The sequence below is a fragment of the Vibrio natriegens NBRC 15636 = ATCC 14048 = DSM 759 genome (assembly GCF_035621455.1).
Lineage (GTDB): Bacteria > Pseudomonadota > Gammaproteobacteria > Enterobacterales > Vibrionaceae > Vibrio > Vibrio natriegens.
This window is the reverse complement of sequence record NZ_CP141822.1, coordinates 3,025,026-3,049,138: the sequence shown is the minus strand read 5'-3', so window position 1 is coordinate 3,049,138 and position 24,113 is coordinate 3,025,026. Positions and strand designations below refer to the sequence as shown.

General features: G+C 45.3%; 24 protein-coding genes and 1 riboswitch. Of the genes, 18 read left to right on the top strand and 6 right to left on the bottom strand.

What is annotated here, in order from left to right:
* Positions 1 to 233: 233 nt before the first annotated feature.
* From VER99_RS13915 to VER99_RS13905, 3 genes are all read left to right on the top strand, one after another.
* A complete protein-coding gene (locus VER99_RS13915) occupies positions 234 to 602 on the top strand; it encodes a hypothetical protein (RefSeq protein ID WP_020334046.1) in 369 nt (122 codons plus the stop codon).
* A 961-nt stretch (positions 603 to 1,563) separates the two neighbouring features.
* Positions 1,564 to 2,184 carry a lysoplasmalogenase gene (locus tag VER99_RS13910; RefSeq protein WP_014233317.1) on the top strand — a complete coding sequence of 207 codons (621 nt, stop codon included), beginning with the start codon at positions 1,564 to 1,566 and terminating at the stop codon, positions 2,182 to 2,184.
* An 82-nt stretch (positions 2,185 to 2,266) separates the two neighbouring features.
* A complete protein-coding gene (locus VER99_RS13905; RefSeq protein ID WP_014233316.1) occupies positions 2,267 to 2,488 on the top strand; it encodes a YecH family metal-binding protein in 222 nt (73 codons plus the stop codon).
* A gap of 81 nt (positions 2,489 to 2,569) precedes the next feature.
* Here VER99_RS13905 and VER99_RS13900 read toward each other — a convergent pair whose 3' ends face one another.
* Positions 2,570 to 2,836 (bottom strand): DUF1145 domain-containing protein, encoded by a 267-nt coding sequence (locus tag VER99_RS13900; RefSeq protein WP_020334045.1) that lies wholly within the window; start codon positions 2,834 to 2,836, stop codon positions 2,570 to 2,572.
* A gap of 25 nt (positions 2,837 to 2,861) precedes the next feature.
* Entirely contained in the window at positions 2,862 to 3,461 is a 600-nt protein-coding gene (gene rsmD, locus VER99_RS13895; RefSeq protein WP_020334044.1) for a 16S rRNA (guanine(966)-N(2))-methyltransferase RsmD, read from the bottom strand.
* A 223-nt stretch (positions 3,462 to 3,684) separates the two neighbouring features.
* Here rsmD and ftsY point away from each other — a divergent pair, with 223 nt between their 5' ends.
* From ftsY to glpG, 6 genes are all read left to right on the top strand, one after another.
* The gene (gene ftsY / locus VER99_RS13890) at positions 3,685 to 4,896 is read left to right on the top strand and encodes a signal recognition particle-docking protein FtsY (RefSeq protein WP_020334043.1); all 1,212 of its coding nucleotides are present in this window, start codon (positions 3,685 to 3,687) and stop codon (positions 4,894 to 4,896) included.
* Between the two features lie 22 nt (positions 4,897 to 4,918).
* On the top strand, positions 4,919 to 5,593 hold the full coding sequence (ftsE, locus tag VER99_RS13885) for a cell division ATP-binding protein FtsE (RefSeq protein WP_014233312.1): 675 nt from the start codon (positions 4,919 to 4,921) through the stop codon (positions 5,591 to 5,593).
* Positions 5,583 to 6,551 carry a permease-like cell division protein FtsX gene (gene ftsX / locus VER99_RS13880; protein WP_014233311.1) on the top strand — a complete coding sequence of 323 codons (969 nt, stop codon included), beginning with the start codon at positions 5,583 to 5,585 and terminating at the stop codon, positions 6,549 to 6,551. Before ftsE ends, ftsX begins: the two co-directional genes overlap by 11 nt.
* A 175-nt stretch (positions 6,552 to 6,726) precedes the next feature.
* The gene (gene rpoH, locus VER99_RS13875) at positions 6,727 to 7,584 is read left to right on the top strand and encodes an RNA polymerase sigma factor RpoH (RefSeq protein ID WP_014233310.1); all 858 of its coding nucleotides are present in this window, start codon (positions 6,727 to 6,729) and stop codon (positions 7,582 to 7,584) included.
* Between the two features lie 492 nt (positions 7,585 to 8,076).
* Positions 8,077 to 8,397, top strand: coding sequence for a thiosulfate sulfurtransferase GlpE (gene glpE, locus VER99_RS13870; RefSeq protein ID WP_014233309.1), 321 nt, complete (start codon positions 8,077 to 8,079; stop codon positions 8,395 to 8,397).
* Positions 8,397 to 9,239, top strand: coding sequence for a rhomboid family intramembrane serine protease GlpG (gene glpG, locus VER99_RS13865; RefSeq protein WP_020334039.1), 843 nt, complete (start codon positions 8,397 to 8,399; stop codon positions 9,237 to 9,239). Before glpE ends, glpG begins: the two co-directional genes overlap by 1 nt.
* 63 nt (positions 9,240 to 9,302) lie before the next feature.
* On the opposite strand, the gene VER99_RS13860 is transcribed toward glpG, so the two are convergent.
* Positions 9,303 to 9,713, bottom strand: coding sequence for a flagellar basal body-associated protein FliL (locus VER99_RS13860; RefSeq protein ID WP_014233307.1), 411 nt, complete (start codon positions 9,711 to 9,713; stop codon positions 9,303 to 9,305).
* Positions 9,714 to 9,865: 152 nt separating this feature from the next.
* On the opposite strand from VER99_RS13860, the gene VER99_RS13855 reads away from it, so the two are divergent.
* Both VER99_RS13855 and ubiA read left to right on the top strand, forming a co-directional pair.
* Positions 9,866 to 10,405, top strand: coding sequence for a chorismate lyase (locus VER99_RS13855; RefSeq protein WP_020334038.1), 540 nt, complete (start codon positions 9,866 to 9,868; stop codon positions 10,403 to 10,405).
* Positions 10,406 to 11,260 (top strand): 4-hydroxybenzoate octaprenyltransferase, encoded by an 855-nt coding sequence (ubiA, locus tag VER99_RS13850; protein WP_020334037.1) that lies wholly within the window; start codon positions 10,406 to 10,408, stop codon positions 11,258 to 11,260.
* 56 nt (positions 11,261 to 11,316) lie between these two features.
* Here ubiA and plsB read toward each other — a convergent pair whose 3' ends face one another.
* Positions 11,317 to 13,743, bottom strand: coding sequence for a glycerol-3-phosphate 1-O-acyltransferase PlsB (gene plsB, locus VER99_RS13845; protein ID WP_020334036.1), 2,427 nt, complete (start codon positions 13,741 to 13,743; stop codon positions 11,317 to 11,319).
* Between the two features lie 363 nt (positions 13,744 to 14,106).
* On the opposite strand from plsB, the gene lexA reads away from it, so the two are divergent.
* From lexA to dinF, 3 genes are all read left to right on the top strand, one after another.
* Complete coding sequence (gene lexA / locus VER99_RS13840) at positions 14,107 to 14,727, top strand: transcriptional repressor LexA (RefSeq protein WP_014233303.1); 621 nt, start codon at positions 14,107 to 14,109, stop codon at positions 14,725 to 14,727.
* 181 nt (positions 14,728 to 14,908) lie between these two features.
* Positions 14,909 to 15,703: a class I SAM-dependent methyltransferase gene (locus VER99_RS13835; RefSeq protein ID WP_020334034.1), complete on the top strand. Its 795-nt coding sequence runs from the start codon at positions 14,909 to 14,911 to the stop codon at positions 15,701 to 15,703.
* Between the two features lie 55 nt (positions 15,704 to 15,758).
* The gene (dinF, locus tag VER99_RS13830; protein ID WP_020334033.1) at positions 15,759 to 17,102 is read left to right on the top strand and encodes an MATE family efflux transporter DinF; all 1,344 of its coding nucleotides are present in this window, start codon (positions 15,759 to 15,761) and stop codon (positions 17,100 to 17,102) included.
* A 66-nt stretch (positions 17,103 to 17,168) separates the two neighbouring features.
* Here dinF and sthA read toward each other — a convergent pair whose 3' ends face one another.
* Positions 17,169 to 18,569 (bottom strand): Si-specific NAD(P)(+) transhydrogenase, encoded by a 1,401-nt coding sequence (sthA, locus tag VER99_RS13825; RefSeq protein WP_014233300.1) that lies wholly within the window; start codon positions 18,567 to 18,569, stop codon positions 17,169 to 17,171.
* Positions 18,570 to 18,863: 294 nt separating this feature from the next.
* On the opposite strand from sthA, the gene fabR reads away from it, so the two are divergent.
* Both fabR and VER99_RS13815 read left to right on the top strand, forming a co-directional pair.
* Positions 18,864 to 19,505, top strand: a complete 642-nt coding sequence (gene fabR, locus VER99_RS13820) for an HTH-type transcriptional repressor FabR (protein WP_014233299.1) — start codon at positions 18,864 to 18,866, stop codon at positions 19,503 to 19,505.
* Positions 19,505 to 19,876, top strand: a complete 372-nt coding sequence (locus VER99_RS13815; RefSeq protein ID WP_014233298.1) for a YijD family membrane protein — start codon at positions 19,505 to 19,507, stop codon at positions 19,874 to 19,876. The genes fabR and VER99_RS13815 overlap by 1 nt, the downstream gene beginning before the upstream one ends.
* A gap of 62 nt (positions 19,877 to 19,938) precedes the next feature.
* On the opposite strand, the gene trmA is transcribed toward VER99_RS13815, so the two are convergent.
* The gene (gene trmA / locus VER99_RS13810) at positions 19,939 to 21,045 is read right to left on the bottom strand and encodes a tRNA (uridine(54)-C5)-methyltransferase TrmA (RefSeq protein ID WP_020334032.1); all 1,107 of its coding nucleotides are present in this window, start codon (positions 21,043 to 21,045) and stop codon (positions 19,939 to 19,941) included.
* A gap of 186 nt (positions 21,046 to 21,231) precedes the next feature.
* A riboswitch (cobalamin riboswitch) is annotated at positions 21,232 to 21,433 on the top strand.
* A gap of 58 nt (positions 21,434 to 21,491) precedes the next feature.
* On the opposite strand from trmA, the gene btuB reads away from it, so the two are divergent.
* Together btuB and VER99_RS13800 are read left to right on the top strand one after the other, a co-directional pair.
* Positions 21,492 to 23,327 carry a TonB-dependent vitamin B12 receptor gene (gene btuB, locus VER99_RS13805; RefSeq protein ID WP_020334031.1) on the top strand — a complete coding sequence of 612 codons (1,836 nt, stop codon included), beginning with the start codon at positions 21,492 to 21,494 and terminating at the stop codon, positions 23,325 to 23,327.
* A gap of 65 nt (positions 23,328 to 23,392) precedes the next feature.
* Positions 23,393 to 24,076 carry a Dph6-related ATP pyrophosphatase gene (locus tag VER99_RS13800; protein ID WP_020334030.1) on the top strand — a complete coding sequence of 228 codons (684 nt, stop codon included), beginning with the start codon at positions 23,393 to 23,395 and terminating at the stop codon, positions 24,074 to 24,076.
* Positions 24,077 to 24,113: the final 37 nt, after the last annotated feature.

The following is a 24,113-nucleotide window of genomic DNA, read 5'->3' as shown; positions in this document are numbered from 1 at the left end:
CCAGTGTTTCGATAGCGCTTATTTTACAGAACTCCCCGTTTAAACGATGCGTTGAGATACAGGATTCGTGATCCATCAAAATGCGGTGAGATTTTATTCGGCGCACTTCACATTTTATATGCGCACAAGGACACAGTTTGAATGGAAAGTAGTACTTAACAGCTCGAAAAAGCTCTAAATTTATAGAAGAATAAAATGAGTAATAAAGAAAGCGTCATGTGAGGAGGGTTACGATGTCAGATATTGAAAAAGTAGTCATGCGTACCCGAACGATCGAAAAACTTTTGCGTACTCAATATCATGCAGAGGGGAAAGGGTTACATCAGCTCATCAATAGCTGTGAAGAGCGGTTACCGCATGATGTGATTGCCAAGCTACGTTATATCGCCACGGTGCGGAATAAGATTGTTCACGAAGAAGATTTTCAGTTAGAGAATCGAAAGAATTTTATGGCAGTGTGTGATGATTGTGAAAAAGAACTCACACCAAGAAGCTCGCGCTTTATCTGGAGGGCGGCAATTTTGTTGATGGCGCTGATTACGCTTGCGGCTCTGGGTTTTTATTACATGCATTGGGACGTACTGTCTGAGCACATACAGTAGGGTCATATTGAGAAAATAAAAAAGGACGCGTTAGCGTCCTTTTTTATTTTTAATCAGTAGCTTAGTACATCATTGGCAGTGTCATTAAACCCACAACCACTGCAATCATTACCAGCCCTTGTTTTTGAGAAGATGAAATCATAACACTACCCCTTAATCTTGATGAACTCTATGCATTTAATATAGCACCATTTTTTAGGTTTGATCAACGTATCTAATGAAAAGTTTTTAAAACTTACAGTTAACTGACCTGTTTTTACCTTGTTTTGACTAATTGAACTGTGTTTTTTACGTTGTGTTTAAAGTGTTCGCTTTGTGTCTTTGTTGTTCGTTTTTGATGTAAGTGTATGATTTTAAATTGTAAGAAAGGTCTTACATATTGTTTAAATATTGTTTTTTGTCTCAGGGGTTGGGTTGGTGCTTAATGTTGCCTGTGTTTCTCAAAATCTGAGAAAACCTAGTTAATTCTATTTCGGTGAGAGGCGAGGAGCTGCTATCTCGAAGGTATATTTCTCAACTGGTGAGATAATCTAAGTGCCAAAAGGGTTTAGCACGCAACGATAATACGAACCTGTGGTTTATGAGTCTAACTTTATTAATACTCTTAAATATCATTATGTTAGTGTTGGTTTGGTCAACTTTATTATCTGTATTTATACCTGATATTAGGCTCTTATGTTGGCCCTGTAGGGGTTAATGGTGCATTCTATGGCGTACAATGGGGCTTTTGTTTTTTATGTTTGTTCTTTGTACGTATTGACTGATGAGTAGGCATCTTGACTGAATAGTTAGCAACTTTTCTATTTAAGTATTGAGTGAGTTGATGTCGTATTTAGTTGCTCTAAATAGAAGGTCAAATGTCCCGAATCGCTAGCGAGATCCAACTTTCGTAGATTGTGCCTTTACATCAACATCGGTCTACCTAGACTAGCGGCGAGTTTAAGTAAAAGGTATGTACAGCATGTGGAGTTGGCTGGCTATAGGGCTATCAGGTGTGTATTCCGTGTTGGGGGCAAAACAAGCCAATCCGACGCAATCTCTCGTATTTAAAATCTTTACTCTGGTACTCCTTCTTGTTCTGGTATTAACCCAAGGTACTCCAGCCACTTATACCTATTGGATTGCTGGTGGTTTGGGCGTATCAATCATTGCCGACACGTTACACTCGTTCCGTTCGCGTAAACTGATTTATTTCTGCGGTTATTTAGTTGCGCAGATTTGCTACAGTAAGTCGTTCTGGATGCAGTTGAACGGAGACATTATTTGGTGGCTATTGGCGTTATTGCTGGCGGCTAGTATCGTGGCGTTCTTTTTGTTGTTACCACAACTCGACTCGTTGGTTTTCCCTGTGGTGATTATGGGAATGATGCTGGTGCAGATGGCGTGGGCTGCAGGCGAGGTTTGGTTGCAGTCACCTACTTACGCGAATGCGATAGGATTCAGTGGAACCTTGGTCATGACCTACTCTGCACTAGCCTATGCAATACATGGTTACCGTAAGCCTATGAAACGTGCTTATGTGTGGGTTAGTGGAAGCTATTTCTTGGCTCATGCACTTATTGTGGCTTCTATCGTCTACTAATCTCGTTTACTAACCTAAATCAAAGCAGAGCTGGAGGATGTGGGTAAACTGGTCGTATCCAATTTGATAACTGGAGTTGATGATGAGTGATATTCACGCTCACGAGCTGTTAAACCTGCTTCGTGAAATCCCGATGAATCGTGAAGAGCTTGCCGCGCATTTTGGCTTAGAAGTTCGCTTCCACACGTGCAAACTGAATGATCTAGATTTAGACGCACTGCTTGCGTTTTTGCAGCAACGCGAAAAAATCCAAGAGTTGGAAGGGAAGTATGTGGTTAATATGGCGCGTATTTGTAATCACTAAACGGCAACACGCTCTCAGATAGCCTCTGATGACCAATACGAAACAGCCGCTCATGAGAGCGGCTGTTTTATTATCTGGTGTTTACATCATGTGCTTACGACGAATGTCGAGCAGAGCAAAGATGCCAAAAATTAGGATGGAGTATTTCTCCCAACTGCTCATTTTTATCTTATCGCCAAATGCGCCGATGAAAATCGCCATTTGCAGGCCATGCATAATGAACAGGAACGCAGTCATAATATAGAGCGCGATGGCTGCATTACCTGGAAACGGCGCAACAATGTTAATGATCAATACCAACCAAACAAAGGCGATGGCCGCTTTGGCTAAGATGATTAGTGCTTTCATTTTGGTATCCTTTTGAATTATGGCACTACACGGACGTGCGTTCGTACAGGCGGTAACTGACCTGGCCAGCGGTTTTTTCTCTATGCAGATGCCAGCTTTCCGGTAGGTCGATAATATTCAGTTCTTTCTCGGTTTCAATATAAATCATCGCATCCTCAGCAAGCCAGCCGTTTTGCTCTAGCAAGGTCACGGTTTCATCTAATAAACCTTTACGAAATGGTGGGTCAATAAAGACCACATGATGAGGCGTCCCAGGTTGCTTTAGGAAGCTCAGAGCATCGGTATTCACCACTTCAATGTTGGTTGCATTTAAAGACGCGACGTTTTTCTTCAGTTGCTGAAACGCTTGCGGGTTCAGTTCAACCATGGTTACTTGCTCTGCCTGACGCGAGGCGGATTCAAAACCCAAGCCGCCAGAACCAGCAAACAAGTCGAGACACTTTGCCTGCGGCACATCTTGTGCCAGCCAGTTAAATAGCGTTTCTTTTACGCGATCGGTGGTTGGACGTAAGCCCTCAGCGTCATGAACTGGGAGTTTTCGGCCTCTCCATAAGCCACTAATAATACGAACGAAGCCCGTTGTTGGCTTTTTTTGTGATGAGTTTTGCTGGCGACGTCTTACCATAGATTTTTTGACCGCTAATAAAGTGATACTATACCCAATCGCCCAAGCATTGAGCTTGGATACAGCCCAGAATATTCAAGATGACAGAGTGTAACACTAATAAGATTAGATTCACCTAGTTGAAAAGTTTTCACAGCTTTGTCATTCGCCTTTTTTAGACGGATAATAATCTTGTCAAAAAAGAGTCATTAATAGATAAAAAGATAATCTAGGATAGCCCCAGATGACGGAAAAAAAGAAGCGCGGATTACTTTCGTGGCTAGGTTTTGGTGATGAAGAACAAAGCCAACAACCAAAAACTGAAGAAACAGTAAAAGAAGAAGCAGTGGAAGCGGCTTCTGAAGAGCAACCTTCCGAAGAGGGTGCTCTGCAAGCAGAAGAAAAAAATAGAGTTGAAGACGAGCCTGAAAAGGCTGAGGCTGTCCCAGCAGAAGCAGAAGCAGAAGCAGAAGCAGAAGCAGAAGAGCCTGAAGTGCCAGTGGCACCTCGCGTTCAGGAGCAGGAAAAGCCGACTGAGAGTTTCTTCGCGCGCCTCAAACGCAGTTTAAGCCGCACCAAGGCAAACATCGGTGCTGGCTTCTTTGGTTTGTTCAGCGGTAAAAAAATCGATGACGACCTGTTTGAGGAGCTGGAAGAGCAACTGCTTATCGCGGATGTGGGTATGAATACCACAACAAAAATCATCAACAACCTGACAGATAAAGCCTCTCGCGGTGATCTTAAAGATGGCGAAGCTCTTTACGGCTTGTTGAAAGAAGAAATGGCAGAGATTCTGTCTAAAGTAGAACAGCCGCTAGAAATCGATACCAGTAAAACGCCTTACGTTATCTTAATGGTTGGCGTAAATGGTGTAGGTAAAACTACGACGATCGGTAAGCTGGCGAAGCAGTTCCAGAATCAGGGTAAGAAAGTGATGTTGGCTGCTGGTGATACTTTCCGTGCGGCAGCGGTAGAGCAGCTTCAAGTATGGGGTGAGCGCAACAACGTTCCTGTGATTGCTCAACATACTGGTGCTGACAGTGCCTCTGTTATCTATGATGCGATTGAAGCGGCAAAAGCACGTGGTGTGGATGTAGTGATCGCTGATACGGCAGGTCGTCTGCAAAACAAAGCGAACCTGATGGAAGAGTTGCGCAAGATCATTCGTGTGATGAAGAAGATTGATGACTCTGCACCTCACGAAATCATGCTGACACTCGATGCCGGAACGGGTCAAAATGCGATCAGCCAGGCGAAGCTTTTCAGTGACGTTTCACCTATCACTGGGATTACATTAACTAAGCTTGATGGTACAGCGAAAGGCGGCGTGATTTTCGCTATTGCTGATCAGTTTGGTATTCCAATTCGTTACATTGGTGTAGGCGAAGGCATCGAAGATTTGCGTCCTTTTGAAACTCAAGAGTTCATTGACGCACTGTTCAGCCGCGAAGAGTAAATTAAGTGAGAGGGAATCAAGGGTGATCAAATTTCAGCAAGTGAGTAAAGCTTACCGCGGTGGTCGACAAGCACTGCAAAAAGTCGACTTTCACCTGAGGCGTGGAGAGATGGCGTTTTTAGGCGGGCATTCTGGCGCTGGTAAAAGTACCTTGCTGAAACTGATCTGTGCGATTGAACGCCCGACTGATGGCACCATTCATTTTAATGATCATGACATCACTCGTATTTCGAACCGAGATATCCCGTTTCTACGCCGTAATATCGGCATCGTATTTCAGGATCACCGTTTGTTGATGGATCGCAGTGTGTACGACAATGTCGCACTGCCGATGCGCATCGAATCGATTTCTGAAAATGAAATTAAACGTCGCGTTTCGGCATCGTTGGATAAAACCGGTCTGCTCGACAAAGCGCGTTGTTTGCCAAGTCAGCTTTCGGGCGGTGAGCAACAACGTGTTGGGATTGCCCGCGCAGTTGTGAATCGACCAACCTTGCTGGTGGCGGATGAGCCTACGGGTAACCTTGACCCTGAGTTGTCTAACCGAGTCCTGCGACTGTTTGAAGAATTTAATCGAGCAGGCGTCACCATCCTACTCGCAACGCACGATATCGGGTTAGTGAACACTCGCCCACAATATCGTCATTTTGAATTGAATCAAGGTTTCCTAAGCGAGGTAGAAGACTATGGCAGGTAAAAAACTCTCGCAAAAGAAAGGTAAAGGCAGCAGTGCTAAGCGAGCCAATACCGATGGGTTTTTCTCTGTTCATATTAAACAGGCAAAAGCGTCTTTTTCTGCCTTGTGGCAACGGCCTTTAGGCAACATATTAACGCTGGCGGTGGTCTCCATTGCGTTGGCGATGCCAGCCTGTCTGTACTTATTAGGTAAGAATGTCGCGGGTGCAGCAGAAGATGTCGCCTCACCATCACAAGTGAGTGCGTATTTAGTAGAAGGTATGCCTGATGCACGCGTGATGGTGCTTAAGGACGAAATCGAAACCTGGCCATTAGTGAAAACTGTGGAATATATTTCTCCGCAGCAAGGGTTGGCTGATCTAAGCCAATATGCGGGCTTCGATCAGGCGCTTAGTTTGTTAAGTGGCTATGCACTGCCAGGCGTACTGGTGATTACACCGGACTCTGAACTGAAAAGTGATATTCAGTCGATAGCTCAGGACGTACGTAAGCAGCAAGATGTTACCGATGTTCGCCTCGATGAAGATTGGCTGGCTCGTCTTGATGCCATCAAAACACTGGCCAGTATTATCGTTATCACACTGACGGTACTGATGTTAGGCGCGGTATTTTTAATTGTCGGCAATACGCTACGATTCAATGTGTTGGCGAATAAAGAAGAAATTCAGACCATGAAGCTGATTGGTGCAACTGACAGCTTTATTCTTCGCCCTTATTTATACACTGGCATGTGGTTTGGTGTATTGGGTGCAATCATCGCTTGGTTAGCGACGACGGTAATGACCTTTGTCATGAATAGTGCGGTGGAAGATTTAGCGGCATTGTATGACAGTCAGTTCCGTTTGAATGGTCTAAACTGGGATGAATCTCTGCTGCTTATCATCACGGGTAGCTTGATAGGTTGTATCGCTGCGCGTATTTCTGCACAGCGTCACCTAAAAGAAATTGAACCAGTTTAAGTGATGACGGTCTTATACTTGGAATTTATTAGCACAAGCTAATTTGTACCTCTTGTATAGAACACTTGTTTATGGATAATTGCTCGCCCTTCTTGAAACTTGTTCATTTTGAGTTCAAGATATCGAAGCTAAATTGCAATGTAATGCTCCAGATCAGAGATTGATGAGGAATTGAATGACAAAAGAAGCGTATCCGATGGCTCTAGTCACGCAAGATAGCCTTGATAGCTATATTCGCTCCGTTAACAGCTACCCAATGCTGACGGTAGATGAAGAGCGTGAGCTGGCAGAACGATTACACTACAAAGGTGAGATTGAAGCAGCGAAAGGGCTGATCCTGTCGCACCTGAGATTCGTTGTTCACGTTGCTCGAGGTTACTCAGGCTACGGTTTGCCAATGGCAGACTTAGTGCAAGAGGGCAATATCGGCCTAATGAAAGCGGTTAAGCGTTTTAACCCAGAAGTGGGTGTGCGTTTGGTGTCTTTTGCGGTCCACTGGATTAAAGCTGAGATCCATGAATACGTGCTACGTAACTGGCGTATTGTTAAGATCGCAACGACTAAAGCACAACGTAAATTGTTCTTTAACCTACGCAAGTCGAAAAAGCGTCTGGGTTGGTTCAATAACGGCGAAGTAGAAACCGTTGCTCGTGAATTAGGTGTTGAGCCTTCAGAAGTTCGTGAGATGGAATCCCGTCTGGCGGCCGTCGACTCTACGTTCGATATGCCAACCGACGAAGACGACAGCTCAAACAACTACACAGCACCGATGCTTTATCTAGAAGATAAATCGTCAGATGTTGCTGATAACGTTGAAGCAGCAAACTGGGAAATGCATACCAACAATCGTCTTGGACATGCATTGGCAAGTTTGGATGAGCGTAGTCAGCGTATTGTGCGTTCTCGTTGGTTAGATGATGAGAAAGCCACACTGCAGGATTTGGCTGATGAGTTTGGTGTATCTGCCGAGCGTATTCGTCAGTTAGAAAAGAATGCAATGAAGAAGCTCAAACTGGCCGTTGGTGAGTTCTAACGCTAGCTTCTAAATAAAAGCAAATTTTCATAGAAAGCCGAGATCATGTGATCTCGGCTTTTTTATTTTGGATCGAAAGTCGATAACGTTTGCGATCTAAATTTTATGTGCTACCTGTGCATAACTCTGTGTAGTAATTATTTATCAACTGTTCGAAAGCGGGGAAAAATAAGGCGTTCGGGCGTTTTTCCGGCTGGGGATAGTTAGTAATATACACACAGCTAGATCAAGATCATCACTACATATTGTGGATCAAAAGATCAAAATATACTTTATCAACGCAATCCACAGCTTTATCCACATGTGGTTGTAATGTGTACACTTTTAAATTCCCGGATAATTCTTGTGTCTAAATTTAGCGTTGGATAGGTTACAATGGCAGCATATACCCAAGTGACTTTATGACGCAGAACCTCAGCTACCATTGTGATAATGGCTCAATCGCACGTTACTAGGTTATTTGGGTATATTAATAAGACAATGAGAAAGTAAATGGATCAGTTTCAGCATATCGATGTGCAAGGTGCACAAGCACTGCTCGAGCAGGGCGAAGCAAAACTTGTAGATATCCGTGACCCTCAATCGTTTGCCGTAGCGCATGCAGAGTCAGCCTTTCATTTAACCAACGACTCGATCGTCTCTTTCATGGACGATGTGGAGTTCGAGCAGCCAGTGCTTGTAATGTGCTACCACGGCATTAGTAGTCAGGGTGCCGCGCAATACCTGGTCAATCAAGGCTTTGAGCAAGTGTACAGTGTCGATGGTGGTTTTGAAGCCTGGCAACGAGCCGAGCTACCGATAGTGAGAAGTTAATGAAGAGATTGGTAACGTTAAATAACCCACGCATGGCACAGGCTTTCATCGATTATATGGCGTCTCGTCATATTGAAATTCAGATGATGCCCGAGGGCCAGGGGCAGTTTGCGCTATGGCTGACGGATAGCCAGCATGAAATCGAAGCAGAGGCAGAGCTGAAACATTTCTTAGCCAATCCTTCCGATTCCAAATACAGCGCAGCTTCGTGGAACGTTGCCGAGACTCGCAAGAGTCAATTTCATTATTCAAGCCCAAGTATCATGAGCATGGTCAAAGCGAAAGCTGGCCCTGTGACACTTTTGATCATGACAGTGTGTGTCATTATCTACGGTTTACAGATGATCGGCTTTGGTCGGGGCGTGTTTGCATTGCTGCATTTCCCAGCGTTTGAAGGTCAACAATGGCAATTGTGGCGTTGGTTGAGTCATGCTCTGCTGCACTTCTCTGCAACCCATATCATCTTTAACTTGCTGTGGTGGTGGCAACTGGGTGGCGATATTGAACGTCGCCTGAGTTCCGGAAAACTACTGCAAATTTTTGTTGTTTCTGCAGCCTTGTCTGGCGCGGGGCAATTTTATGTTGAAGGTGCGAATTTTGGTGGGTTGTCTGGTGTTGTATACGCGCTGCTCGGTTATCTGTGGATCTTAGGTTATCGCCTACCTCATCTAGGGTTGACGTTACCAAAACCGATCATTGTGTTTATGTTGGTGTGGCTAGTGCTAGGTTTCGTTCAGCCGTTTATGGCGATTGCCAATACCGCGCACTTGGTAGGACTGATTTCGGGAATGGCGATTGCGCTGTTTGACTCCGGAAAAATGAAGTACCAGCAGAAAGCTTAAGGCATAAATAAGAGATAAAAAAGACCGCCAGTAGCGGTCTTTTCGTATCAGTGCAAGCCGCGTTTACTGATAGAGATATTTGGTAAACAGCAAATCCGCAATAACGGTTTTCCCAGTTTCCGGCAGGAGTGTTTCGTTTAACCTCGTTACCAAGGTCTTACGCAAATCTTCCCGACCAGAAAGAGACTTGATGGTATCTTCTGTCTGCTTACCGAGTAACTCGATGATGGCATCGCGAATCAGTGGTTGGTGATGTTCAATGATGGTCAGGTCTTGCTGGCTCATGACCATGATATCGATACGCACCTGAACGTAACCTAACTTTTTTCCTTTAGTGTAAAAGTTTGTCGTTAAGTCTGGTTCTAAAGTGAAGTACGCCAACTGAGGTCCAGCTTGTTCCGTTTCAGCCCAGGTTGGTGTGGAGATAAGCATGGTTAACGCAAAAATAGTTTGGGCTATATAACGTTTGTACATATTTCTAACTTTTCTTTCTCTGGATCGCGATATTCGAATCGCTTCAGTCTTGGTACAATAGACCGTCTATAACAAATAATGAACTTACGGTTTCAGTAAGACGGTAAGTTGTTGCTTTATTCTACGCATAAAGCCTCTAATTGAATACTAGTATGAATCAGCCAACATCACTCTATCTTGCTTCTTTATTGGAAGTAGAGTGGCAAAAGCCCGAAGAATTTGAATTTCCAAATGAATTGTCCAAGCATTGGCTTGAAGAACAAGGGTCTTTGTCACGTCGTTTAAAGCAACACTGTCAGGCTTTGACAGTGGAATTGCTACAAAATCAAATTGTCACTGCCAAGACACTGAAACAGGATGAAAGTCAGTTATTGTCTGAGCAAGATTGCCTGTTACGAGAGGTCGTTTTGTGTGGTGATGACAGTCCTTGGGTTATAGGACGTACGCTCATTCCATGCACGACTCTGGTGGATCAGCAATACGATTTGGCTGAACAAGGGGATATCCCTTTAGGCCTGACCGTTTTTAGTGCGGATAACGTAGAGCGAGACTCACTGCAAATGGGGTGGGCCAACCTGCCTCAAGGACGATTTTTAGCGCGACGTTCAAGGTTGTGGATGAATCACAAACCAATGTTAGTCGCCGAGTTATTCTTATCTCTTTCACCTATTTACGCTAAGGAGAGGGTGTAAATGTCCGCAGAAAAAGCCAAAGCATATTGGCAACTGACGCGAATGGATCGACCAATAGGGTCCTTGCTACTACTGTGGCCTACCGTTTGGGCACTTGTTATTGCCGCTCAGGGTATGCCGAGTTGGGATGTATTGCTTGTGTTTGTATTAGGCGTATTTCTAATGCGAAGTGCAGGTTGTGTGATTAACGACTTCGCTGATCGTAAAGTCGATGGTCACGTTAAGCGCACCAAACAACGCCCGTTACCGTCGGGCAAAGTCACGGCGAAAGAAGCAATAGGCCTGTTTCTTGTGTTAGCCGTGAGCTCATTCTTATTGGTTCTGACCATGAACCCACTGACGATTCAACTGTCGTTTGCAGGTGTTGTGTTGGCTTTCATCTACCCATTTATGAAGCGCTACACCCATCTTCCACAATTGTTTTTGGGGCTGGCGTTTAGTTGGGCAATCCCGATGGCGTGGGCAGCACAAACGGGTGAACTGCCTTTGATCGTATGGTTTATCTTTGTGATTAATGCGCTGTGGACCATTGCTTACGACACCCAATATGCTATGGTTGACCGTGATGACGATTTAAAAATTGGTATCAAATCGACCGCGATTCTGTTTGGCCGTCATGACAAGTTAATCATTGGTATTTTACAGCTCATTACCTTAGCGATGTTGGTTGGACTAGGGCAGTATTACCAGTTAGGGCAGAGCTACTACTGGACGATTCTGATTGCCGCTTCACTGTTTGTTTATCAGCAGCATTTGATTCGCCACCGAGAACGCGATCTATGCTTTAGAGCATTTCTCAACAATAACTATGTCGGTATGGTTATCGCCGTCGGTTTATTAGTGGCGTTTTGGTAATAATTCGAAAATTGAAAAGGCATCCGATTGGATGCCTTTTTTGTTTGTGCTTTTTGTTATGACTGAAGCTGGTGAATACTTTCTTCTATCGTTAGCTTCACTTCTGGATAAAGCAGAGTAAATAACAGTTTGGCAAATTGCTGCGTATTTTCTGTATCGCAGTTGCCATCATTGTCTAGGTACGCTTGTTGCTTCAGGGTATTGAACATCGCGCTAAATACACCTTTATCAAAGAACTCCGGTGCGTTAATGCCATGCAGTCGACCCAGACGCTGAGCGATATCCTGACTTTTCTGCTCTAGGTCTGATTTACCTAACTCAGGGTACGCGACCAACAAGTTCGTTGCGATGGAGTAGCGCTGCAGTGTTTCAGTAATCGTGCGACCCAGCAGAACCAGTGACTGATTGTTGGACTGATTGATTTCCAGCTTATTGCCATCAAGACAGATCATCTTTTGCTCGACAAATTCGTTAAGAATTTTCTCGACCAGCTCATTCAAATCCTCTTCCTGATAGCTTAAGAACAGCTCTTTTTTCAGGAATGGGTAGATTAGCGCAACGTTCTGTTGAACGCTTTCCACCGTGACGTTGCGCTGACGAATAATCATCTGAGCGATCAGTGACGGAAGCGCAAACAAGTGAATGATGTTATTGCGGTAGTAAGTCATCAGAATCGACTGGTTGCGATCCAGTGAAATGATATCGCCCATGCTGTCTGTTTCAATCACAAACTTATCAAGTGAGATTGCGTGATCAACCAACTCTTCTGCGCTTTCGCTTGGAATGGTAGAGGTGCTTGAGTACGGGTTGTTCTTGAGTAGCTTCAGGTAACACTCAATCTGACTGATTAGAGAGTCACGAGATAACGCGCGCTGACGGGAAGCAAGCAAGGCAGTCGCGCAGAGTGTCAGTGCGTTAGCTGCAGCCGCATCGTTAATATGCGTCATCATCTTGTTGGCCAGCCCGTTCACCACCGGATTCATCCATTGTGGTTTGCTGCTACCCATCGGGTCGATATCTTTAGTCCACTCCGGAGCATGCTCGTTAAGGTATTGGTTAAGCTGAATTGGCTCACCAAAGTTGACGTAGCCCAAACCAAAGTTGCGCAGTTTACGCAGAGTACGCAGTACCAAACCGGCATTCTCTTTCTCTTTACGCTTACCGCGAAGTTCTTTAGCGTAAGTACTTACTTCCATTACATGCTCGTAGCCAATGTAAACCGGCACTAAAGTAACTGGACGGTTTAGACCACGTAGCATGGCCTGAATCGTCATCGCCAGCATACCTGTTTTGGCTTGCAGTAATCGCCCAGTACGCGAGCGACCGCCTTCGCTGAAGTATTCAACTGAGTAGCCTTTCGCGAAAAGCTCGGCCAGATACTCGCGGAAAATCGTCGAGTACAGTTTATTGCCTTTAAAGCTGCGGCGGATAAAGAATGCACCACCACGGCGGAAAATAGGACCAGCCGGAAAGAAATTGAGGTTAATACCGGCAGCAATATGTGGCGGAACCATGCCTTCGTTGTAAAGCACGTACGAAAGCAGTAGGTAGTCCATGTGGCTACGGTGACATGGAACGTATACGATCTCGTGACCATCTTGTGCTAAACGGCGTACCGTAGAGGCATTATTGATATGCAGACCCTGATACAGCTTATTCCAAAGCCAGCCGAGAATGCGGTCACCTCTTTTCACCAAGCCATAAGAAAAGTTCGCGGCAATTTCATCCATGATGTCATGGGCTTCTTTGCGCGCTTTTTCAATCGAGATATTTTTGCTCTTAGCTTCATCAGCGATGGCTTGCTCAATCGCGGGTGATTTCATTAAACGCGCAAACAATACCTGACGCTGGGGTAGGTTAGGACCCGATGCTGCCAGCTTTTGGCGAGAGAAGTGGATACGAGCCACTCGCGCGAGCTTGTGAGCAATCGCACTGTCCGTGCCATGAGAATCTGCCATGTAGCGCAGCGATACCACTGGGCTAAAACGCACTAAACAGTCACGGCCAGATGCCATCACTGCTTTGGCTTTTTGTGGACCATTCATTGGCTGAAGGTACGGTTTACTATTCTTTTCTTTACCTGGCTTGCGTCCCCACAGCACGGTTGCTGGGATCATTTGTACATCTAGTTCGCTGTCCAGTTTGTGCAGTTCTAATAACTCACGAAAGAGAGAGTCAGATTCTGTTGGTACGTCATTGTCATTTCCCATCACGGTTGGACGAGCAGCAATAAATACGTAACGGTTGAGAGTTTTGCCATTAATTTCCAATGGACTGAGCGGGTCTGGCAGACCAAGGCTCATGGCTTGTTTTTGCAGTGTCAGCAAATCCACGTTCGAACGGAACGGTAAGGCATACACAATCGGTTTAGCCAGATCGATATCAAGATCGTCAATAGGGTTTGATGGGATTGTTGTGCCCTTTACCAGTACCGATAAAGGTAGTTTTAGTAATGAACGTGAAAATGATTGTCCAGAAGACATAAAGTTCACAGCCTCGATAGGTATTCAAACAGGCCCTAGCTTATTTCTGTGTCCGCATGGCCCATCTTGAGAGAAAATGAGTACGGCAATAGAAATAAGCCTAGGCGATAAAATTTAAGCGCAGCAAGGATAACAGAAACTGGTCGAACCTTTTAATTTTATTGAGCATGAATTAGTCAAACACCCGAGCCGTTGCTTCCACTCGATCCACTTTAAGCGTGCTGTTTTAAACGTTTATGACGAAAAGGATGCTGCGTAACTTAAGTAAGCCAAGCAAATAAATTAAAAAACAACCAATTGGGTTTCCATTTAACCATTTACTGGATATACTCACAGTTAACTGTATAAAAAGACAGGTGAGACATGAAGCCGTTAACGCCACGCCAACAACAAGTCTTCGATTTGATTAAAAGTAAAATCGATGACACCGGAATGCCACCAACCCGTGCAGAGATTGCGCGTGAGCTTGGCTTCCGCTCTGCAAATGCTGCAGAGGAACACCTAAAAGCACTTGCTCGTAAGCAAGCGATTGAAATTATTCCGGGTGCATCTCGAGGGATTCGTATCCTGCTTGAAGATGCTGCAAATGATGATCAGGGCTTGCCTCTGATTGGTCAGGTGGCAGCGGGTGAGCCGATTCTGGCTCAAGAGCATGTGGAAGCCCACTACCAAGTTGATCCTGCGATGTTTAAACCGCAAGCGGATTTCTTACTTCGCGTAAACGGCGAAAGTATGAAAGACATCGGTATTATGGATGGTGACTTACTCGCTGTGCATAAAACGCAAGACGTACGTGACGGTCAAGTTGTCGTTGCTCGTGTTGACGACGATGTGACGGTGAAGCGTCTGGAGCGTAAAGGTTCTACCGTATTGCTGCATGCAGAGAATGAAGAGTTTGCGCCTATCCAGGTGGATCTGACTTCTCAGCACCTGACGATTGAAGGTCTGGCCGTCGGTATTATTCGCAATACTGACTGGATGTAAGCTCAAGCTTTGAAACAACAGTCCAGCTTTACTGGGCTGTTGTTTATTACGCTTTTTAATTTCCCCACCTCTCTCATTTCACACTTCCTATCTTTTGATATGCATCCATGCTTGATAATGTAATTGATATTCATTATCATTTATTTCCGTATCCATTACTTTCATTGGCGCAGGAAATGCCATGTCTCAGTCTAAACATCAAGTTCCTAACCATTTATTAAAACCTTTGTTGTTACGCAGTCGTGAAAGTATGGTCGACAATGGCTTAGTGTATGACCCTATCGCAGCCAAAGCCTGTTTAAACTGCCAAATGGCGCCTGATTGTCTTGGCGGAGATGTGGCGCAAAAGCAGTTATTGCATGTAACGTTAACTCAACTGTGTGACCAACAGGTCAATCAATTCCTGCAGCAACATCCTGAGGCGTGGGTGATTAATGTCGGCGCAGGTCTCGATACGCGTTTTTACCGTCTGGATAACGGACGTTGTCATTGGGTCGAGCTGGATGTTACGGAGAATCTGGTTTGGCGACAGCGACTTTTCCATAAAAACGAACGTTATAAAAATCATATCGGTAGCGTAGAAGAAATGTCATGGCTGGACTCTCTGAATATTCCAGACAAAACGCCAGTTTTGGTGGTATGTGAAATGGCGCTGCTGGATTGCTCAGAATCGCAGGTTGCTCGTTTTATTCAAACGTTGGGACGACACTTTGTGTCTGCTGAAGTGTGTATGGTTCTGGCTGGGGATCTCACTGAAAGTAAATGGGGACAGAAGCTGGGCTCTGATCGCTATGCGCATGGCTTTGAAGCACCATCAGAACAATTTCTGCAATGGCTGCCTTGGGCTGAGTGGGTGAAAGTATTTTCGCCTTTCGATCGTTTTTGCTCTCGATGGAAGGCATGGCAACGCTGGCTCAACAAGATCCCTGTACTTAAATACCGTCTGACACCTGTCCTCGTTCATATTAAGTGGTGATTGGCTAGCTTCACATTGCTCAGGTACACTCGTTAATCCAGTTAACGAGGTGCTTGTGACAAACTCTATTTTCTCTCCTTTATCTAATCCTCAGGTGCACCGTCAGGTCTTGGCACTTGCGATCCCAATGGTGCTGTCGAATATTACCGTTCCTTTGCTTGGTCTGGTTGATGCCGCTGTCATTGGCCATCTTGAACATGCTTGGTATCTGGGCGGTGTCGCCTTGGGTAGCACGATGATCAGTGTGACTTTTTGGCTGCTCGGTTTTTTGCGTATGTCGACAACAGGGTTAGCCGCACAATCTTACGGAAGTGATGATCGTAAGCAACTTGCTTTAGTTTTCCTGCAAGGCGCTTTGATGGCGTTGCTGTTCGCAGTGCTGTTTTTAGTTGCACACAGTTCTATTGCTGACCTTATCTTTAGCTGGAGTGATGCCAGTGAGGAAGTGAAACACTATGGTATGCAGTATTTCTCTGTCCGTGTCTGGAGTGCGCCTGCGGCGTTAATGAATTTCGTATTGTTGGGCTGGCTACTTGGTACTCAAAACTCCAAGGCACCGATGTGGATGGTGATCATTACTAACCTTACTAATATCGCATTGGATGCCTTGTTTGTGATTGGCTTAGGCTGGAAAGTAGAAGGGGCGGCTTTAGCCTCAGTGATCGCAGACTACTCAGGCATGGCATTTGGCTTAGTTTGTGTTTGGAAAACATGGCAAGAGCGACAGTTACCTTCACCTAAGCGTCTCCTTGCAGACACGCAGAATGGGATAGGTCGGTTTATAAAACTTAATCGAGATATCTTTTTACGCTCTTTGTGTTTGCAGGCGGCATTTAGCTTTATGACCTTTCAGGGGGCGAGTTTTGGTGATGATGTGGTGGCTGCGAATGCCGTGCTGATGAGTTTTTTGATGATCATTTCTTATGGCATGGATGGCTTTGCGTATGCTATGGAAGCCATGGTGGGTAAAGCTATTGGGGCGAAAGACAGGCAGCAACTGAGCGCATCGCTTATTGGGACATTCTTTTGGAGCCTGGTTATCTGTTTGGGCTTAACGGCAGTCTTCTCTTTAGCAGGATCGATCCTGATCGCCATGATCACCTCAATAGAAGAGGTACAGCAGCAGGCGGCGATTTATCTGCCATGGCTGGTGGTGATGCCACTTGCTTCGATGTGGTGCTTTCTCTTGGATGGAATTTTTGTCGGAGCGACTAAAGGTAAAGACATGCGCAACAGTATGTTTTTTGCGACCAGCAGCTTCTTTGTTGTCTTTTACTTATTTTCGGGATGGGAAAATCACGCGCTTTGGTTGGCGATGACCAGTTTTATGTTGATGCGCGGCATCGGGCTTGGCGTGATTTTTCTTTATCAATGGCGCAAGGAAACCTTTCTCGCTTGACGGTTACCACAAACAAAAACAGCAGGCGGAGTGCCTGCTGTTTTACGTTTTAGGGGGCTGCTCTCATTAGAACAGTCGGTTCAAACCATTCAATGCTGCCACGCGGTACGCTTCGGCCATGGTTGGGTAGTTGAACGTTGTGTTAACGAAGTACTCGATGGTATTCGCTTCCCCTTTTTGTTCCATGATGGCTTGTCCGATATGGATGATTTCCGCAGCTCGTTGACCAAAACAGTGGATACCAAGGATCTCTTTGGTTTCGCGGTGGAACAAAATCTTCAAACTGCCAATGTCTTTTCCTGCGATCTGAGCACGCGCTAGATGTTTGAAGGAAGATCGACCCACCTCGTAAGGCACTTTCGCTGCAGTCAGTTCTTGCTCTGTTCTACCAACAGAACTGATTTCCGGAATGGTGTAGATGCCGGTTGGGATATCTTCAATCAGATAGTTATCCGCTTGCCCTTTGGTGATTGCTTGCGCCACAAAGCGCCCTTGATCGTAGGCAGCACTTGCCAGGCTAGGGTAACCAATCACATCACCGACCGCGTAAATGTGCTCCACTACAGTTTGATAGTTGCGGTTTACTTTCAATTGTCCGCGCGAGTCCGCTTCCAGACCAACCGCACCAAGGTTGAGTTTATCCGTGTTACCTGTTCGGCCGTTGGCGTACAGCAAGCAATCCGCAAACATCTTTTTGCCGGACTCTAAATGGATAATCACACCGTCTTCTGTACCTTCAATTTTCTCGTAAGTTTCATCATTACGAATCACCACACCGCTGTTCCAGAAGTGGTATGACAGCGCATCAGAGACTTCGTTGTCTAAGAAAGATAACAAACGGTCACGGGTGTTAATCAAGTCAGTTTTCACCCCAAGCCCGCGGAAGATAGACGCATACTCACAGCCAATGACACCTGCACCGTAGATAATGATATGACGAGGGTCATGCTTCAGGCTTAGGATGGAGTCACTGTCGTAAATGCGTTCGTGAAGGAAGTCGACATCATCTGGCTGGTATGGACGAGAGCCTGTCGCAATGACAAATTTATCTGCTGAGTAGACTTCTTCTGTGCCATCACTTTGCATAACCGCGACAGAGTAATCATCGATAAAACGTGCGGTTCCGAAGAGCAGGGTACATTGATTACGATCGTAGAACCCCTGACGCAGGCGCGTTTGTTTGTCGATGACCGACTTCGCATGGCCTAAAATGTCAGAAAATGTTGCATGTAAACTGGTGCTATTGCGGCAGAATAGCGGGTTGCTATTAAATTCGATGATTCGGCTAACCGCATGACGCAGTGCTTTTGATGGTATGGTTCCCCAGTGCGTACAGCCGCCACCAACGCTGCTCTCTTTCTCAATGATGGCTACATTCAGTCCCGCTTTGGTTAATCCCATTGCAGCCCCTTCTCCGCCAGGGCCACTACCAATTACGATCACGTCAAAGTGATTTACATGCGCCATGATGTATTTCCTTGTTATATTTGCTTAACATTGCCTTAGCGCAATTTTAACTCATTTGCTCTATACGTACACGTAATGGCTGCGAGAGAGTGGAAGTGATCACGCAGAAACGACCAAAAGCACGAATTGGTATGTTGGATGTCTATAAATTGCATTGAGAATATTGCATTCAGACGGTTGCCAATAGTAACGTTTGCGCGGTTAACGCTGGCAAAGGCAACATATCTTTCTCCGTAGGGGGTAATTGCGTTATATTGAAGCTCTTGTACCCTACATAAAAAGAGCAAGTTAAGAATGAAATCGATGGGCATCCGCGCGCAACAAAAAGAGAAGACACGTCGATCATTGATCGACGCGGCATTTAGTCAATTAAGTGCGGATCGTAGCTTTTCCAGTCTCAGCTTGCGAGAAGTTGCCCGAGAGGCAGGAATTGCACCTACTTCTTTCTATCGCCACTTTAAAGACATGGATGAACTAGGCTTAACCATGGTCGATGAAGGGGGGTTACTGTTACGTCAGTTGATGCGTCAGGCGCGTCAACGTATCGTAAAAGAAGGAAGTGTGATTCGAACTTCAGTTGAAACATTTATGGAATTCATTGAAAGTAGCCCTAACGTATTTCGTTTGTTACTGCGTGAACGTTCAGGAACTTCTTCTGAATTCCGTACCGCTGTTGCTCGAGAAATTCAGCATTTTGCGGCAGAATTAACTGAGTACTTGATGAGCACCGGCGTGACCAGAGAAGAGGCGTATACTCAAGCAGAGGCGTCGGTTACTTTGGTCTTCAGCTCGGGTGCTGAAGCTTTAGATTTAGATCGCCGTGAGCGCGATGAACTCGCGGAACGATTGATTATGCAATTGCGAATGATAGCCAAAGGGGCTTATTGGTATCGCAAAGAACGTGAACGTAACCGATTAAAAGGCAGGATAGAATAATGTCGAATGGAAATAAATCTGAAAAGAAAACGCTGATTTTAGCGTTGGTTGCAGGTGTGTGTGGTGATGCTTTGTTGTCATGGTTGACGATGAGCGAAGTCTCTTTCTCAATCTTCCCGTTAATCGCTCTTGTACTAGCAGTACAGGCGCTGTACCAAGAATACTTGAGTAACCCGGTATCGGAAGATATCCCACTGGTTGGTCTGGCATGTTTCTTCGTCGGGGCGTTTGGTCACTCTGCGTTTATCAAAGCGCAATACCCAGAAGCAGGTTCAAACTTCTTCGCTATTATGGTTTCTATGATCCTTCTAGTGTGGATCGGTAAGAAGCTTGGCTTTATGGAAAGCAAGAGCAAAACTTCAGCGGAATAACGCCGCAAGGTTAAATAAAAAAGCGAGCTATTGAGCTCGCTTTTTTTATACCTGCTTTACGCTTATTTGCGTTCCAGGAATACACCCGCTTCCATGTGGTGGGTGTATGGGAACTGATCGAACAGAGCAAAACGTGTGACTTTGTGTGTTTCGCTCAAAATGTCCAAGTTTTCTTTCAGAGTGTCAGGGTTACAAGAGATGTACATGATACGCTCGTAACCTTGCACCATTTTACAGGTGTCCACATCCATACCTGAACGTGGCGGGTCCACAAAAATTGTGTTGCAGTTGTAGCTCTTCAAATCCACGCCAGCATCTTGCAAGCGGCGGAACTCACGTTTACCTTCGATCGCCTGAGTAAACTCTTCTGCTGAAAGACGCAGGATTTGTACGTTATCAATCTCATTCGCTGCGATATTGTATTGAGCAGATACCACAGAAGGCTTCGCCAGTTCGGTTGCCAAAACGCGGTCAAAGTTTTGTGCCAATGCCAGCGAGAAGTTACCGTTACCACAGTAAAGCTCTAACAGGTCACCAGTGCTGTCTTGAGTACAGTCTACTGCCCATTCCAGCATCTTCTCTGCTACTTTACCGTTTGGTTGTGTAAAGCTGTTTTCTACTTGTTGGTAAATGTACGACTGACCATTCACATCTAGTTTCTCGATGACATAATCTTGGTCGAGGACGATTTTCATCTTGCGTGCGCGGCCGATGATGTTGAGGTTGAAACCTTCATCATTCAGACGCTGCTTCATTGCTTTCGCGTTTTCAATCCACTCATCATCCAACTGGCGATGGTAAAGCAGAGAAACCAGAATCTCACCGCTCAGTGTAGACAGAAAGTCCACTTGGAATAATTTACGACGCAGAGAGTCGTTGTCTTTCATCGCTTCAATCAGTAGCGGCATCAAATCATTGATAAGACGGCTTGCTGCAGGGAACTGGTCAACGCGGTATTTTTCACGAGTTTCCTGATTGAACATGATGTAGTAAAGGTCTTCACCTTCATGCCAAACACGAAACTCAGCACGCATACGGTAGTGCTGCTCTGGTGATTCAAACACTTCCAGCTCTGGCACGTTGTATGGCGAGAACATATCAGTGAGACGTTCAACTTTTTCCGCCAGTTGTTCTTGGTAGTGTTGTGGGTTTACATCAAGAGTAGCCATGATCTTACCTTTTATGGTGCATTCAATTTAAGAGCGCAGATTTTATTCAATCTCAACAGTATGTCCAGTTTTGTACTTGAATTGATCTAAAGATAGTGTGTACAGGTTAAGTAGAAAGCGCAATTAATCAAAACGTTACAATTTATAGGGGTAATATTGGCTGGACAAATAATCCATAGCTGAATAATATCAGCCTCAAGCTGGTGCTATCTAGCAATCTAGATGGCTGAAATGGGAATCTGGTGGAACTCCAGAACTGACGCGCAGCGGTAAAAGAGAACGAAAGCTTATTAAGACACTGCATTGGTTGATGTGGGAAGTCGAGCGAGTAGGAGGGGTAAAAGCCAGGCTCTTAAGTCCGAATACCTGCCAGCAACTGAGCCACAGCACTGGTCTGCCATTAAATGGCAGGGCTCGGAAGGAATTACGCGATTTAGGACAATATAATGAAAAAATCCGCATTGGCGATCACTCTGGCATCGCTGCTTTCACCTGTCTCTTATCTACAGGCCCAAGAAACCTCCGCTGACGAAACGCTCGTTGTTACCGCTAACCGATTTGAACAAGCTGAAAGCAATACGCTTGCTGATGTGGAAGTTGTGACTCGAGAAGATATCGACCGTATTCAAGCTAAGACTCTACCGGATGTATTGCGTCGACTTACTGGTATTCAGGTTACGCAAAATGGTGGCCGTGGTCAGTTAGCTTCGCTATTTGTGCGTGGCACAAGTTCAGACCAAGTTTTGGTGCTGGTCGATGGTGTACGTTTTGCTCGTGCAGCAAAAGGTGCGGTTGATTTCAACCAGATCCCACTGACTTATGTTCAGCGCATTGAATATGTGCGTGGCGCTCGTGCATCTCTGTACGGTTCTGAAGCGATTGGTGGTGTTATCAATATCATTACCGTGGCTCGCGCGGAAGATGAAAGCACCAAGTTGAGCGCAGGTCTGGGTAGCCTTGATTATCAAGAACTGAGTATCGCATCGGGTATCAAAGTTGGTGACAATGGTCAGTTGAATCTTGCACTGGGAACTGAAAGTGATGACGGCTACAACGTTCGCCCGGTTGCTGGCATCAACGATGGTGATCGTCATGGCTTTGAAACCAAGAATGGTCTGATTGGCTACGTGCATAATTTTGATAAGCAGTGGTCAGCATTTGGTAACTTCCGTGCATACGAGAACGTTTACCAGTACGACAGCAGCTATGGCAGTCGCGCCTACTACGAAGCAGAGAAAGATGATTTCTCGGCAACGATTGGCGGCAAATACCAATCTGACAATCTGATGTCTGAGTTACAAGTGACGGCACAGAAGCAAAAGTCATGGAATTACCAACAGTCGGCAGGTAAGCACTCAGGTACAGAAGACGAGCTAGAACAGCAAAATGTGCAGTGGACCAACAGCTACCTTCTAAACAACAATACAACGTTTGCTGGTGGTATTGATTGGCGTGACGAGTCTTATGTTGATAAGAACGCAAATAAAACGTTCGATCGCACCAATGGCGCGTTATTTGGTATCGCGACCGCAACGATTGATAACGCTATGCTCGAAGGCAGTGCCCGTATCGATGATAACGAAGAGTACGGCAGTGAGTTTACTTACAGTCTGGCTGCGGGTTACCAGTTCGTCCCAGAGTTTGGCGCTAAAGCCTCTTTTGGTACTGCATTTAAAGCGCCGAACCTTTATCAGCAATACGACCCAACTTACGGTGAAAAAGATCTTAAGCCAGAAGAGTCAGATGCATGGGAAATCAGCTTTAGTGGTGATGTTCAGGGCGTTTTCTGGTCACTGACAGGTTACGACTACAAGATCACCAATCTTATCGACTACCATCCGACGACATACAAGTACCTGAATGTTGACGGTGAAACACACATTCAAGGTGTTGAATTAGTTGCCGAGTTTGACACTGGTATTGTACAGCATCAAGTGAGCGCTGATTACAAAGATGCAGAAGATGACAATGGCGATCAGCTGCAACGTCGTGCCAAAGAAATGTACAAGTGGAACGCGATTGTAAACTTTGACAAGGTTGATTGGTCAATTAGCTATCTATACGTAGGTAAGCGCCCAGATGTTGATTACAGCACTTGGCCATCTCAAGACGTATACATGCCTTCTTACTCTCTGGTAGATACAGCAGTTACTTACTACCCTAATGAGTCAACCACGGTTAGTGCTCGTATCGATAACTTGTTTGATGAAGAGTATGAAATGGCGTTGGGTTATCCTGCGGCAGAGCGTGCTTACTACGTAAACATCGGTTACCAATTCTAACCTTAGTTATGAATGAAAGCCGCCTTCGGGCGGTTTTTTCTTTTCAAGAATCGTATGGAGGCATCATGAGTACACCAAAACGCGTCGTGATCAGTTGGTCGAGTGGTAAAGATTCCACTTTGACGTTAGAAAGATTGCAAGAAGACCCAAATTACGAAGTAGTTGGACTCTACACAACTTATGTTGACGACGAAGTTCCCTTTCAAGCAACTCCTCTTGAAGTTGTGCAGATGCAGGCTGACTTACTTGGCCTTCCATTGATCACCATTGAGTTGCCTGCTGTCTTCCCAAGCAATGACATCTACCAATCTACCATTGTCACCGCATTGGCAGAGAGTAAATTAAATATACAAGCTGTCGCTTTTGGTGACATGTTCTGCAATGGTATCGCTGATTATCGACGTAGCTATATAGAATCTGCTGGCTGGGAATGTGTATTCCCTCTATTAGGGGAGAGCAGCAAAGCGCTGGCGATGGAAATCATTGATCGCGGTATTCAAACGATGCTTATCACCACTGATGGAGAAGTCTTGTCATCAGATTGGTGCGGGCGTTGGTATGACAAACCGTTGGTTGATTCGCTACCAAGTCATATTGACCCTTGTGGAGAAAATGGTGAGTTTCATACCTTGGTGACATCTGCCCCTTCATTTCAAGGCCATATAGAACTGGTTAAGCGAGAGGTCGAAACTGGGGAGAGGTTTAGTCATCAAAGATACAGTGCCAAAGCATTGCCAAAACAAATCTAGCCAGTATGATCGCAACGTTTATATTACTTAGGTAAGA

Excerpts from the sequence above, each read along its gene's own strand:
- VER99_RS13800 (WP_020334030.1), top strand. The coding sequence starts at position 23,393 with ATGAGTACACCAAAACGCGTCGTGATCAGTTGGTCGAGTGGTAAAGAT.
- rsmD (WP_020334044.1), bottom strand. The coding sequence starts at position 3,461 with ATGGTAAGACGTCGCCAGCAAAACTCATCACAAAAAAAGCCAACAACG.
- VER99_RS13900 (WP_020334045.1), bottom strand. The coding sequence starts at position 2,836 with ATGAAAGCACTAATCATCTTAGCCAAAGCGGCCATCGCCTTTGTTTGG.
- VER99_RS13855 (WP_020334038.1), top strand. The coding sequence starts at position 9,866 with ATGAATCAGCCAACATCACTCTATCTTGCTTCTTTATTGGAAGTAGAG.
- lexA (WP_014233303.1), top strand. The coding sequence starts at position 14,107 with ATGAAGCCGTTAACGCCACGCCAACAACAAGTCTTCGATTTGATTAAA.
- rpoH (WP_014233310.1), top strand. The coding sequence starts at position 6,727 with ATGACAAAAGAAGCGTATCCGATGGCTCTAGTCACGCAAGATAGCCTT.
- sthA (WP_014233300.1), bottom strand. The coding sequence starts at position 18,569 with ATGGCGCATGTAAATCACTTTGACGTGATCGTAATTGGTAGTGGCCCT.
- VER99_RS13915 (WP_020334046.1), top strand. The coding sequence starts at position 234 with ATGTCAGATATTGAAAAAGTAGTCATGCGTACCCGAACGATCGAAAAA.
- ftsX (WP_014233311.1), top strand. The coding sequence starts at position 5,583 with ATGGCAGGTAAAAAACTCTCGCAAAAGAAAGGTAAAGGCAGCAGTGCT.
- glpG (WP_020334039.1), top strand. The coding sequence starts at position 8,397 with ATGAAGAGATTGGTAACGTTAAATAACCCACGCATGGCACAGGCTTTC.
- glpE (WP_014233309.1), top strand. The coding sequence starts at position 8,077 with ATGGATCAGTTTCAGCATATCGATGTGCAAGGTGCACAAGCACTGCTC.
- trmA (WP_020334032.1), bottom strand. The coding sequence starts at position 21,045 with ATGGCTACTCTTGATGTAAACCCACAACACTACCAAGAACAACTGGCG.
- VER99_RS13860 (WP_014233307.1), bottom strand. The coding sequence starts at position 9,713 with ATGTACAAACGTTATATAGCCCAAACTATTTTTGCGTTAACCATGCTT.
- fabR (WP_014233299.1), top strand. The coding sequence starts at position 18,864 with ATGAAATCGATGGGCATCCGCGCGCAACAAAAAGAGAAGACACGTCGA.
- VER99_RS13905 (WP_014233316.1), top strand. The coding sequence starts at position 2,267 with ATGAGTGATATTCACGCTCACGAGCTGTTAAACCTGCTTCGTGAAATC.
- ubiA (WP_020334037.1), top strand. The coding sequence starts at position 10,406 with ATGTCCGCAGAAAAAGCCAAAGCATATTGGCAACTGACGCGAATGGAT.
- plsB (WP_020334036.1), bottom strand. The coding sequence starts at position 13,743 with ATGTCTTCTGGACAATCATTTTCACGTTCATTACTAAAACTACCTTTA.
- VER99_RS13835 (WP_020334034.1), top strand. The coding sequence starts at position 14,909 with ATGTCTCAGTCTAAACATCAAGTTCCTAACCATTTATTAAAACCTTTG.
- VER99_RS13815 (WP_014233298.1), top strand. The coding sequence starts at position 19,505 with ATGTCGAATGGAAATAAATCTGAAAAGAAAACGCTGATTTTAGCGTTG.
- VER99_RS13910 (WP_014233317.1), top strand. The coding sequence starts at position 1,564 with ATGTGGAGTTGGCTGGCTATAGGGCTATCAGGTGTGTATTCCGTGTTG.
- ftsY (WP_020334043.1), top strand. The coding sequence starts at position 3,685 with ATGACGGAAAAAAAGAAGCGCGGATTACTTTCGTGGCTAGGTTTTGGT.
- btuB (WP_020334031.1), top strand. The coding sequence starts at position 21,492 with ATGAAAAAATCCGCATTGGCGATCACTCTGGCATCGCTGCTTTCACCT.